The organism is Aquitalea sp. ASV11 (assembly GCF_016429185.1).
Classification (GTDB): Bacteria; Pseudomonadota; Gammaproteobacteria; order Burkholderiales; family Chromobacteriaceae; genus Aquitalea; species Aquitalea pelogenes.
In genome coordinates, this window is sequence record NZ_JAELUD010000102.1 from 1 (window position 1) to 11,003 (window position 11,003).

Here is an 11,003-nt window from a genome sequence, read left to right on the forward strand (position 1 = left end):
ACATGCTCAAACGCTCTACCGACACCATCATCAAGCAGGTGGCGGCACTGAAGAACATGGTGGATGCCTTCCGCGATTATGCCCGGGCACCGCGCATCAAACTCAGTGAACTTGATCTCAATCAGGTGGTGCGAGAGGTAAGTACGCTGTACGAATCCAATCCGGCTGTTAAGATTGAACTGGAAGAAAGGCCGCTGATGATCATGGGGGACGCCGCACTGCTGCGGCAGGTATTGCATAACCTGATGCAGAATGCACAGGATGCGGTCCTTGACGTTGACATCCCGATGATTCACATTAGCAGCCGACAAGAAGGAAGAAACGCGATCGTCTGCGTGCAGGACAACGGTTCGGGCTTTCCCGCCGAGCTCCTGCCACGCGCGTTCGAGCCCTATGTGACCAGCAAGCCCAAGGGCACGGGGCTGGGACTGGCGGTGGTGAAGAAAATAGCGGAGGAACACCATGGTCAGGTCACATTGGGGAATGGCGAGCAGCACGGCGCGCGCATTCTTCTCACCCTGCCATTGCTGGAGGCCTAATGCGTAGCAGCGATATATTGATTGTTGATGACGAGATCGGGATTCGTGAACTGCTCTCGGAGATCCTGCAGGATGAGGGATACACGGTTGCCCTGGCGGAAAACGCCGAGGTAGCCAGACAGTTGCGCAACCAGACACGTCCGGCGCTGGTGTTGCTGGATATCTGGATGCCCGACTGCGACGGTGTGACACTGTTGAAGGAATGGGCCAAGTCCGGCCAGTTGAACATGCCGGTGGTCATGATGTCCGGTCATGCCAGTATTGATACGGCGGTGGAAGCCACCCGCATCGGTGCTTTCGATTTCCTGGAAAAGCCGATTGCCCTGCAAAAGCTGCTGACCACCGTACAGCGGGCTCTGAAGTATGGCGACATGCAGGCCAATACTTCGCTGAACCTGGACAAGCTGGGCCGCAGCGAACCCATCCAGGAACTCAAGCGTCAGCTGGAGCGGGTGGCCAAGGTGAAGTCTCCGGTGTTGCTGACCGGTGAACCTGGCTCCGGTTTCGAACTGGTGGCACGCTTTTTCCATCAGGGCAATACCCCCTGGGTAACGCCTGCCAAGCCGGAACAACTGGCTGATGCGCCGCTGGAGTTGCTGCAAAAGGCGAATAACGGCGTGTTGTTCCTGCCGGAAATCGGCCAGTACAACCGCCGGGTGCAGCAAGGTTTGCTGTTCCTGCTGTCCAAGCTGGATCGCTTCAATGTGCGCCTGCTGTGCTCCTGCAGCCGCCCATTGCAGGAACTGCTGGTGGACCCGGAATGCGATAACCGCCTGCTGACTGCGCTTTCCAGCGTGATCGTGCCGATTCCGCCGCTGCGTGAGCATGCGGAAGACATCATCTTCATCGCCGAACAGATCCTGATCGAGCTGGTGGAGTCACGGCAGATCCCCAACAAGAAACTGACCACCGCGGCGTTGAATGCCCTGCGTCAGTATGACTGGCCGGGGAACCTGGAGCAGCTGCGCAGCATCATCAAGAGCCTGGCGCTGACCTCCGAGTCGGATGATGTGGACGCCCCGGAAGTCAACAAGGTACTGGCCCAGTTCCGCCATGAAAAACCGGTGGAAGAGTCCGGCTTCGACTTCAACATGCCTTTGCGTGAGTTGCGTGAACAGCTGGAGCGTCGTTACTTCGAGTACCACATCTCGCTGGAAAACGGCAATATGAGCCGCGTGGCACAGAAAGTGGGCCTGGAGCGCACTCACCTGTATCGTAAGCTCAAGCAGTTGGGCATCAAGTTCGCCCGCAAGGTGGTGGAAGAATAATCCGCTGCTTGCCCAACCAGACGCCAGCCTCGTGCTGGCGTTTTGTTTTTCCGGCTAGCTCGCAGGAACTATGGCGTCTGGCGACTGATTTCACTAAGCTTCACCCTCATGACAGATCTGAACGATGCGGCGCTGCTGCGCTATAGCCGGCATATCCTGCTGCCGGAAATCGATATCGAAGGCCAGCAGCGGCTGGCTGCCGCGCGGGTATTGGTGATTGGTGCCGGCGGGCTGGGTTCGCCGGTGGCGCTGTATCTGGCCAGTGCCGGTATCGGCCACATCACGCTGGCCGACGACGACGCGGTGGAGCTGAGCAATCTGCAGCGCCAGGTGGTGCACGATATGGCCTCACTGGGGCAGAACAAGGCTGAATCGGCTCGTGCCCGCATGCTGGCACTCAATCCGGATATTTCCGTGCTGGCGCTGGGTGAACGGCTGGATGCCGCGCGCCTGCTGGAGGAAGCCCGGGCGCATGATCTGCTGCTGGATTGCTCTGACAATTTTGCCACGCGCCATGCAGTAAACCGCGCCAGCGTGGCTGCCGGGGTACCGCTGGTATCCGGCGCTGCGGTGCGCTTTGCCGGACAGCTGGCGGTGTTTGATCCGCGTGTTGCCGGCTCACCCTGTTATCACTGCCTGTTTGCCGAGGAGGGCGAGGCTTCTGATGGTCCGTGTGCCACCTTTGGTGTGTTGTCACCGCTGGTGGGGGTAATTGGCAGCTTGCAGGCGGTGGAAGCAGTGAAGCTGCTGGCAGGCCGCGCACCGGTACTTGGCCGTCTGACGCTGTACGATGCATTGAGCGGTGAATTCCGCCAGATGAAGTTTACTCGTGATCCGGCCTGCCCGGTGTGTGCTGCGGCCTGAGTTTTCCCGGTTCTGACCAACACAAAGCCCAGCATGGGCGGGGCTTTGTGTTGAATGGCTCAGGCACCCAGTTGCTGGTTCAGGATCTGATGTACTTCCTTGAAATCCATTACCCCGACATAGCGCTTGAGGATATTGCCCTGCTTGTCGATCAGGAAAGTGGTGGGTGCCAGCTGGATATCGCCGAAGGCCTTGGCAATACTGCCCTCGCCGTCCAGGGCGACAAAGAAGGGTAGCTGGTATTTCTGCACAAAGGCCTGCACGTAGTTGGGCGGGTCATAGCTCATGGCGACCGCCATGATCTGCAAGCCCTTGCTGCCATATTGCTGGTGCAGCTTCTTGATTTCCGGCATTTCTTCCACGCAGCCCGAACAGCTGGTAGCCCAGAAATTCACCAGCACTACCTTGCCCTTGAGCGAGGCGGTATCGGCGCGCTGGCCGCTAAGCGAGGTGTAGCTGACCTGCGGTGCTGCATTGCGGTCGAACAGTGTGGTGTAGGCAATCAGGCCGACTACGGCCACGGCCAAGAGCGAGAGCAGAACCTTCTTCATGCGGGGTCATCCGGGAGGTGGAAAAACGGCAGCCCCACAGGCGTGGGGCAACCGGCACTATTGGTCCAGCATGGATTGCAGGAGTTCCTTCAATTGTCCCTCAAGGGTCACCGCCTTGTTCTGCTTGGCGTCAAACACCACGAAGGTGACATCGGCTTCCGCCACCACCTTGTCAATGCCTGCCAGGGTGACGCGCTGGTGCATGACCGCACTGCGGCTGCCAATGGTCTTGACCGAGGTAGCAATGACCAGCGCATCGCCCATGGTGGCCGGATAGCGGTAGTCGATATTGATGTTGACTACCACCAGTGCCAGGCCGGATTGCAGGAACCAGGGCAGGTCGCCGCGCTCTTCAAAGAAAGTCCAGCGGGCTTCTTCCAGAAATTCCAGATAACGGGCGTTGTTGACGTGGCCGTACAGGTCCAGATGATAACCACGGACCTTGATATTTGTTTCATGTGTCATGTGTTTCCCCTCGGTGTGAAGCTGGGACTCAATCCTCGGCATTGAGGTCCAGCGGAACGAATGGCTCGCGCTCTAGTGGCGTCTCGACCATATCGGTAAGAACGGAGTGGATTTCAACATCGAACCACTCCAGGAACAGGGCCGGTGTCAGTTGCTCCGGCCACAGTGTTTCGTCATCGCACCAGTCGGCCAGCTCGGCCTGAAACAGCATGCGGTAGTGTTGCAGCACAAAATCGTGGGCGGATTCATAATCGTCCGCCGCCGGAATCAGCAGGGCATTGCAGTCCCGCGTGAGACTTTCCAGTTCCAGTTGGTTGTCCAGCTCGCCGGGCAGTTGTTGCAGCCATGCGAGAAACGGTGCCCGGGGACGAATCAGGGCGATGCTGCGATTAACTTCAAACATGGTGAATCCTTGCATTAATGACTGGAAAGCTGGTTGTCGCGGGTGAAGGCGAAGGTTTGCACGATGATTTTGGCACCTTGCTGAGCCAGAGCCGGAGGAAAGGGGCTGAATGGTGCACTCATCCGCACGATACGCATGGCGGCTTCGTCCAGGACGTTTTGGCCGGAGTGTCGCAGTACGCGGCATTTGAGCAGGCTGCCATCGGCGGCCACGGTCACTTCCAGCGTCACCGAGCCATGAACGTTCTGGCGGCGGGCTTCTTCCGGATAATTCAGGTTGCCGATCCGTTCGATACGCAAGCGCCAGTCGGTCTGGTAGCGCGCCCATTCATAGCGGTGGGTGCTGTCGCCACTCCCGTTTTTGCTACCGGACTCCTGTGCACTGTCGTTCAGAGCCACATCACCCCGTTGCACACTGTTCAGTCCACCCACCTGTGCCAGCAATGCGGCTGCATTCACTGCCGTTGGCGGGCTGCTGTTGTCACCCGCGCTGGGGGAGGGCAAGGCTGCGGCCTGCTTGTTGTCCGCTTTGCGGATGGTATGTACCTGGCGTTGCTGTGGCGCGGCCTGGGCAGGCTCCGCCGCTTGTGCGGCGGGTATCGGCTGTTCGTTGAGATTGCGATGGCTGGCCTGGCGGAATTTTTCGGTGGTATTGCCACTGCCCTGATTATTGTCGGTGCCCAGGCGGCGGGTGTCCGGCGCGCTCTTGCTGGGCGTGCTGGCCAGGTTCACGCTGATGGTGTGGCTTTCTGCCAGTCGCAGCGGGCGGACCCATGAAATCATGCTGGAACCGAACAGCAAGACATGAGCCAGTACCGAAACGGCGATCATGATGATCAGCGTCAGTTTCTGGTTGTGGCTGGCAGGGTTGCGCAGATGGGCAGTCATGGTTGTGCGGCAGGCTCCGTTGGTCTGCTGCAGTTTAACATGCAGCAGCCATCCGCAAGAAAAACGCCGCGACTGGCGCGGCGTTGGCGGGATGATGCGTGGACTTATTTGTCCAGCATGCTGCGCAGCATCCAGGCCGTTTTTTCATGCACTTGCAGGCGCTGGGTCAGCAGGTCGGCGGTGGGCTCGTCCGAGGCGCGGTCAGCCAGCGGGAAAATGCTGCGGGCGGTGCGACAGAGGATTTCATGGCCATCCACCAGCTGGGCCAGCATTTCTTCGGCCTTGGGCACGCCGTTAGCTTCGGCAATGGCGGTCAGCTTGGCGTAATCGGCATAGCTGCCCGGTGCAAAATGCCCAAGTGCACGGATGCGCTCTGCGATCAGGTCGACCGCCAGTGACAATTCGTTGTACTGGGTTTCGAACATCAGGTGCAGGGTGTTGAACATCGGCCCGGTCACGTTCCAGTGGAAGTTGTGGGTTTTCAGGTACAGGGTATACGTGTCAGCCAGCAGCCGGGAAAGGCCATGAGCAATGTCTTGACGGTCTTGTTCGTTGATGCCGATATCCATATGCAAACTCCTGTTGGTAGCCATTCCGGAACGACGGTTTGCCAGCATGTGGCCCGGATCGTCTAGAATTGCCATTTTGCGAAAAAATACACCATGAAACCCTGGCTGGTCTGTAGCGGCAATGCCGTGCGCCTTACCCTGCATGTTCAGCCGGGCGCCAGAAAAACCGAAGTCGCCGGTGAGCATGGCGAATGCCTGAAAATCCGTCTGGCAGCGCCGCCGGTGGATGGCAAGGCCAATGCCGTCTTGCTGGCCTGGCTGGCAGACTGTTTTTCGGTTGGCAAACGTGCTGTCAGCCTGCAGGCTGGTGACAAGAGTCGCCACAAGGTGGTTTCCATTGCCACGGAGCTGGATGAAGCCGCCGTGCTCAAACTGCTGCAAGTCCCCTGAGTGTAGCCTCAGGGCAGGTGACGTTGCGAGTCACCGCGTTTGGGGTCTACCCGGCTGAACTCGCCTTCTATCACATCATCGGCCATTGCGCCGGGATTTGCCATCGTGTTCAGCTTCGGCCCCTTGAATGGCAGCAGCAACAAGATGGCCAGCACATCACTCAGAATGCCCGGAATGGCAAACAGCAGGCCTGATAGCGCATAGCGCAAGGGCCAGAGCAAGGAATACAGGGAAACTTGCTGCCCCTGACGCACGACGCTGGTGAGGGTGATCAGTGCGCCCAGTTTCTGGTTGCGCAGCATCCAGATCCCCAGCAGGCTGCTGGCCACGACCAGCAGGAAAACAAGCCCGCCACCAAGGTGGTGGGCCAGTGTGACCAGCGTGGCGATTTCCAGTAAGGGATAAAGCAGTAACAGCAACAGAATTGCGCGCATGAATCGAGGTACCCGTATGAATTGTCTGATGGTGTTCTGCAATGTGCCGGATGAAACAACGGCCAGGCACATTGCCCATGTTCTGGTGCAGGAGCAGTTGGCTGCCTGCGTCAATATTCTTCCGCCCTGTGAGGCGGTGTATCGCTGGGAAGGAGCGCTGCAGGAAGGCAGCGAATATCCCTTGCTCATCAAAACCACTGCTGCGGCTTATGCCGCACTGGAGCAGCGCTTGCAAGGCCTGCATCCGTATGATGTGCCGGAAATCATTGCATTGCCAGTCGCACAGGGCTTGCCTGCCTATCTGACATGGGTATCTTCCGAGGTGGTTTCAAGAGAGTGCTGAACCGGGGCGGCAATTATTTTCGACTGCTTTGCTGATTGTCAGGTTCCGGCGAATGTGCACGAATTTCGGGTCTATGCCTCGGTTTTTTCAAATTAATTCGGTAAAAGTATTGACTGAAAAAGGCTGTTTTATTATAGTTGCGAACTCTTTCGTGGGTCGGTAGCTCAGCCGGTAGAGCAGCGGACTTTTAATCCGTTGGTCGCGAGTTCGAATCTCGCCCGACCCACCACGTTTCATCCGGGTTGTTAGCTCAGTTGGTAGAGCAGCGGACTCTTAATCCGTAGGTCGAGTGTTCGAGCCACTCACAACCCACCAGTTTTTCCGGTTTTGCCTACAAGCAAGACTCGGGTCGGTAGCTCAGCCGGTAGAGCAGCGGACTTTTAATCCGTTGGTCGCGAGTTCGAATCTCGCCCGACCCACCACCGCTTCATGCGGGTTGTTAGCTCAGTTGGTAGAGCAGCGGACTCTTAATCCGTAGGTCGAGTGTTCGAGCCACTCACAACCCACCAGAATCAGCAAAAGCCCGGTCGCCAAGGTGACCGGGCTTTTGTTTTGTGGCGGGCGCACGCCAGGGTCGTCAAGGCTGGCCATGGTGTGGATAATGACGGGGTCAACCATGGCTGTGAGAGGGCCCAGGCAATGATCAAACAATTTGCTGTTGTACTGTTGCTGGCAGCACCGCTGCCGCTATTGGCGCAGACGGTCGATGAACAATTGCTGTCGGCACAGATGGCTTACCAGCAGGCCAACAACCAACAGGAGCAGGCCGCCGAGCGGCTCAAGCAGGCACAAGCGGCCAAGCAGCAAGCCGACCAGCGCTTGCTTGATGCCCAGAATGCAGTACAGAAGGCGACAGATGAACTGGCTGCGGCCACCAGTGCCGACGCGGCTGCCAAACAGCAAATGCAGCAGCAGACCCAGCAATTGAATGAAGCCTGGAAACGCAAGGAAGCTGGTGGTCAGTAAACGCCAGCTCCTGAATTGAAAAAAGCCGGTTAGTCCGGCTTTTTGCTTTACTGCTTGCCACGCGAGATCTGCTGGTAGCGCGCGATGTCTTCCTGCATTTTCTGGCGCACGCTGTTGTATTCAGCCTGCTTGGTGGCGATCAGTGTGCCCAGGCCCTTCTGCTCTTGCTGGATGACCTGGATATTGTGCTGCAGGCCGGCAGGCACCGGACGATGCTGCTGCTGGTTGACAGTTTGCTCCTTGAGCATGTCGCGCAACTGCAGGTTCAGGGTTTTCATGCGGGAATACTGGGCATCCAGCGAGGCTTGCAAAATACCCAGCTGTTTTTCGCGATCCTGGCGCAGCTCGTCCACATTGCGATAGCTTTCCAGCAGACTCTTGTCATAGCGAGCGCTATCCAGCTGACGTTGCTGCTCCTGCTTGCGCACGGCTTCGCTGGCTTCGCGTTGTTGACGTGCCTGCTCGCTTTCTGCCTGCTTGCGTACCACGCCCTGACGGTTCAGTTCCGCCACGCCTTGCTTCTGGTGCTGCAAGGGCGGTGCATCGCTGTAATGCACCTTGCCCGCATCGTCCACCCACTTGTACAGGCCGCCATCAGCCATGGCGGCACCGCAACTCAGCAGAATCAACAGGGCGGGCAGGTGCTTGGTCATTTAGTCATTCACTCCATATTGGGCGCGGTAGTCACGTACCGTAGCCAGATGTTGTGCCAGCTCCGGGCTGCCTTCAAGGAAGCCCAGCAGGTCTTTGAGGGTGGCAATGGCGACCACCGGCATGCCATATTGCTGTGCCACTTCCTGTACGGCGGACAGCTCGCCCGAACCGCGTTCCATGCGATCCAGCGCAATGGCAACACCGGCCGGGGTGGCACCTGCCGCACGAATCAATTCCACCGATTCGCGTACCGAGGTTCCGGCGGAAATCACGTCATCGATGATGAGGACGCGGCCTTGCAGCGGGGCACCAACCAGTGTGCCGCCTTCGCCGTGATCCTTGGCTTCCTTGCGATTATAGGCAAACGGAACGTTGCGGCCTTGTTCGGCCATGGCCATGGTGGCACCGGCTGCCAGAATGATACCCTTGTAGGCCGGTCCGAACAGCATGTCGAACTCGATATTACTCGCCATTATGGATTTGGCATAGAAGCGCGACAGGTGCAGGGTGGACAGGCCGTCGTTAAACAGGCCGGCATTGAAGAAGTACGGCGATTTGCGCCCTGCCTTGGTGATGAACTCGCCAAATTTCAAAACCTGCTTGTCGAGTGCAAAACGGATAAAATCTTGGCGGAAATCGCTCATATCATTCCTCTTAGAAACTAGTTAACTATCTGAACGGCTGGAAAATTTGCCGGCAAGGATAGCACAGGAGACTGCATTGCTTCGAATCGTTTCAGCCAACCTCAATGGTATCCGCTCGGCGGACAAGAAGGGTTTTTTTGACTGGATGTCCACCATCGGGGCGGATTTCGTTTGTGTGCAGGAGCTGAAGGCGCAGGCAGGGGACCTGAGCGAGCGCATGCGGGCACCGGACGGCATGACCGGCTATTTCCACTATGCCCAGAAAAAAGGTTATAGCGGCGTGGGGGTCTACACGCGCCGCCAGCCGGACGCGGTGATTGAAGGACTGGGCGTGGACTGGATCGACGCCGAAGGCCGTTTTCCGTAACTGGATGTTGGCAATCTGAGCGTGGTGTGGCTGTGTCACTCATCTTGCTCCAGCAGAGATGAGCGTCAGCAGGTGAGGTTCCAGTTCTTTGATGTGTCCATGCCGCATCTGGAGCAGCTCAAGGCAACTGGTCGGATTATCATGATTTGCGGTGACTGGAACATTGCCCACCAGGAAATCGACCTGAAAACTGGAATGGAAATCTGAAGAAACTGATTTCCCGCCCGAGGAGGCTGCCTGAATGACTGACCTGCTGCGCCGTGTGGGTTGGTGTGATGTCTGGCGCACGCTCTATCCCGATCCGTCCGACTAGAGCCGATAGAGCAACCGTGGCCAGGCTTACGAGGATGTCTGCTGGCGTATCGAAAATTCCCACATATCCCATCTCATTATTTTCCGCCCAACGATATAACCTCTTACATTGTCCAGTCATAGTCTATGGTCAGCGGAGCGTGGTCGCTAAAACGTTCATCCTTATAGATTGAGGCAAACTTAGCTGTCTTGGCGATTTCCTTTGTCGCTACCTGATAATCGATTCTCCATCCAACATTCTTGGCCCAGGCTTGACCACGATTCGACCACCATGTGTAGGCCTCAGCGGTGGTATCGGGGTGCAGGTGGCGGTAAACATCGACCCAATGTAGTTCATTCAGAACAGCAGTCATCCATGCCCGTTCTTCTGGCAAAAAGCCAGAGTTCTTCAGGTTACCCTTCCAGTTCTTCAGGTCGATTTCCTGGTGGGCAATGTTCCAGTCACCGCAAATCACAACTTCTCGTCCACGATGAGCTAGATCTGCCAGATGTTTGTAGAAATGATCCATAAAAACAAACTTGGCTTCTTGTCTGTGATCGCCGCTAGAGCCCGAAGGCAAGTAAACAGACACCAATGACAGCTTCCCATATACCAATTCGATGTAGCGGCCTTCGGCATCAATTTCAGGGATGCCAAGCCCTTCGATTACTTGCTCAGGTAAATACTTGGTGTAAATCCCCACACCGCTATAGCCTTTTTTCTCAGCAAAGTGGAAGTAGCCTTTCATTCCCGCAGGGGTCATCATTGCACTTGTCAAGTCGTTCGCTTGTGCCTTCAACTCCTGCAAACAAATAAAATCTGCTTGTTGGTCAGCAATCCAGGATAGGAAGCCCTTAGTCGTAGCAGATCGAATACCATTAAGGTTGGCAGAGATGATTCTAAGCATTGTTAAGCCTCCAGCAAGACATCTGACTTGTTATTGTAAATCAATTTACCGATTGGAATCATATTTTTCTAAACGGCCGCATATGTACTTGCACTAAGCGTTCGTTAACAAAATGTGGGCGTGATAGAATGGAAATGTGAATTTTTATATTCAACACAATATTATAATAAAAATCAATCATCAGCCAAGACAATTCTATTGGAGATGTGTGTAAGATAGAGAAGAGGTGAGTACTGAGCATTCATGTTCGGGATGAAGTCTTGTGTGTTACATTTCTAATTCGTCGCCATGTGGATCGAATAAGTTTGGCCAGGCGTGGAGATAAGGAGAATAAAGTAATCGAGATCGCACTGACTAACCAAGCACTGCGAAAGCATCCGAAAACATATTGATTTAACCAGACTTGATATATCATGAGGTGCTGCCTAATGGCTGTCTCTTATACACATCTGACGCTGCC

General features: G+C 56.3%; 16 protein-coding genes and 4 tRNA genes. 11 read left to right on the forward strand and 9 right to left on the reverse strand.

Annotated features, from left to right (window positions below):
• The 3 genes from JHD62_RS20075 to JHD62_RS20085 form a co-directional block, all read left to right on the forward strand.
• Positions 1-539, forward strand: a 539-nt coding sequence (locus JHD62_RS20075; protein WP_199104369.1) for a PAS domain-containing sensor histidine kinase, incomplete at its 5' end; no start/stop codon positions are given.
• Positions 539-1,807, forward strand: coding sequence for a sigma-54 dependent transcriptional regulator (locus JHD62_RS20080; RefSeq protein ID WP_045846398.1), 1,269 nt, complete (start codon positions 539-541; stop codon positions 1,805-1,807). The genes JHD62_RS20075 and JHD62_RS20080, both read left to right, overlap by 1 nt.
• Positions 1,808-1,915: 108 nt before the next feature.
• Positions 1,916-2,671, forward strand: coding sequence for a molybdopterin-synthase adenylyltransferase MoeB (locus JHD62_RS20085; protein WP_199104370.1), 756 nt, complete (start codon positions 1,916-1,918; stop codon positions 2,669-2,671).
• Between the two features lie 59 nt (positions 2,672-2,730).
• Here JHD62_RS20085 and JHD62_RS20090 read toward each other — a convergent pair whose 3' ends face one another.
• The 5 genes from JHD62_RS20090 to JHD62_RS20110 form a co-directional block, all read right to left on the reverse strand.
• Positions 2,731-3,222, reverse strand: a complete 492-nt coding sequence (locus tag JHD62_RS20090; protein ID WP_199104371.1) for a TlpA disulfide reductase family protein — start codon at positions 3,220-3,222, stop codon at positions 2,731-2,733.
• Between the two features lie 57 nt (positions 3,223-3,279).
• On the reverse strand, positions 3,280-3,687 hold the full coding sequence (locus JHD62_RS20095) for a thioesterase family protein (RefSeq protein WP_233161122.1): 408 nt from the start codon (positions 3,685-3,687) through the stop codon (positions 3,280-3,282).
• A 28-nt stretch (positions 3,688-3,715) separates the two neighbouring features.
• Positions 3,716-4,090: a VacJ gene (locus tag JHD62_RS20100; protein ID WP_199104373.1), complete on the reverse strand. Its 375-nt coding sequence runs from the start codon at positions 4,088-4,090 to the stop codon at positions 3,716-3,718.
• Positions 4,091-4,104: 14 nt separating this feature from the next.
• Complete coding sequence (locus JHD62_RS20105; RefSeq protein WP_199104374.1) at positions 4,105-4,977, reverse strand: energy transducer TonB; 873 nt, start codon at positions 4,975-4,977, stop codon at positions 4,105-4,107.
• A 104-nt stretch (positions 4,978-5,081) separates the two neighbouring features.
• Complete coding sequence (locus tag JHD62_RS20110; RefSeq protein WP_062788372.1) at positions 5,082-5,546, reverse strand: Dps family protein; 465 nt, start codon at positions 5,544-5,546, stop codon at positions 5,082-5,084.
• 93 nt (positions 5,547-5,639) lie between these two features.
• Here JHD62_RS20110 and JHD62_RS20115 point away from each other — a divergent pair, with 93 nt between their 5' ends.
• Positions 5,640-5,936 carry a DUF167 domain-containing protein gene (locus JHD62_RS20115; protein ID WP_199104375.1) on the forward strand — a complete coding sequence of 99 codons (297 nt, stop codon included), beginning with the start codon at positions 5,640-5,642 and terminating at the stop codon, positions 5,934-5,936.
• An 8-nt stretch (positions 5,937-5,944) separates the two neighbouring features.
• Here JHD62_RS20115 and JHD62_RS20120 read toward each other — a convergent pair whose 3' ends face one another.
• Positions 5,945-6,370: an FxsA family protein gene (locus JHD62_RS20120; RefSeq protein WP_199104376.1), complete on the reverse strand. Its 426-nt coding sequence runs from the start codon at positions 6,368-6,370 to the stop codon at positions 5,945-5,947.
• Between JHD62_RS20120 and cutA the strand changes: the two genes are divergently transcribed.
• From cutA to JHD62_RS20150, 6 genes are all read left to right on the forward strand, one after another.
• Positions 6,369-6,713 (forward strand): divalent-cation tolerance protein CutA, encoded by a 345-nt coding sequence (gene cutA, locus JHD62_RS20125; RefSeq protein WP_233161123.1) that lies wholly within the window; start codon positions 6,369-6,371, stop codon positions 6,711-6,713. The two genes, JHD62_RS20120 and cutA, sit on opposite strands and share 2 nt — an antisense overlap.
• A 153-nt stretch (positions 6,714-6,866) precedes the next feature.
• Positions 6,867-6,942: transfer RNA gene (locus tag JHD62_RS20130), tRNA-Lys, on the forward strand.
• Positions 6,943-6,952: 10 nt separating this feature from the next.
• Positions 6,953-7,028: transfer RNA gene (locus JHD62_RS20135), tRNA-Lys, on the forward strand.
• Between the two features lie 31 nt (positions 7,029-7,059).
• Positions 7,060-7,135: transfer RNA gene (locus JHD62_RS20140), tRNA-Lys, on the forward strand.
• Between the two features lie 11 nt (positions 7,136-7,146).
• A tRNA-Lys gene (locus JHD62_RS20145) sits at positions 7,147-7,222 on the forward strand.
• 130 nt (positions 7,223-7,352) lie between these two features.
• Positions 7,353-7,679, forward strand: coding sequence for a hypothetical protein (locus JHD62_RS20150; RefSeq protein WP_062788367.1), 327 nt, complete (start codon positions 7,353-7,355; stop codon positions 7,677-7,679).
• 47 nt (positions 7,680-7,726) lie between these two features.
• Here the strand turns inward: JHD62_RS20150 and JHD62_RS20155 are convergent, their stop codons facing one another.
• Both JHD62_RS20155 and pyrE read right to left on the reverse strand, forming a co-directional pair.
• Positions 7,727-8,332 carry a DUF4124 domain-containing protein gene (locus tag JHD62_RS20155; RefSeq protein ID WP_199104377.1) on the reverse strand — a complete coding sequence of 202 codons (606 nt, stop codon included), beginning with the start codon at positions 8,330-8,332 and terminating at the stop codon, positions 7,727-7,729.
• Positions 8,333-8,977 carry an orotate phosphoribosyltransferase gene (gene pyrE, locus JHD62_RS20160; RefSeq protein ID WP_199104378.1) on the reverse strand — a complete coding sequence of 215 codons (645 nt, stop codon included), beginning with the start codon at positions 8,975-8,977 and terminating at the stop codon, positions 8,333-8,335. It lies immediately after the preceding gene.
• A 76-nt stretch (positions 8,978-9,053) separates the two neighbouring features.
• On the opposite strand from pyrE, the gene JHD62_RS20165 reads away from it, so the two are divergent.
• Positions 9,054-9,344: an endonuclease/exonuclease/phosphatase family protein gene (locus tag JHD62_RS20165; protein ID WP_199104379.1), complete on the forward strand. Its 291-nt coding sequence runs from the start codon at positions 9,054-9,056 to the stop codon at positions 9,342-9,344.
• Positions 9,345-9,760: 416 nt separating this feature from the next.
• Here the strand turns inward: JHD62_RS20165 and JHD62_RS20170 are convergent, their stop codons facing one another.
• Complete coding sequence (locus JHD62_RS20170; RefSeq protein ID WP_199104380.1) at positions 9,761-10,543, reverse strand: exodeoxyribonuclease III; 783 nt, start codon at positions 10,541-10,543, stop codon at positions 9,761-9,763.
• Positions 10,544-11,003 lie beyond the last annotated feature (460 nt).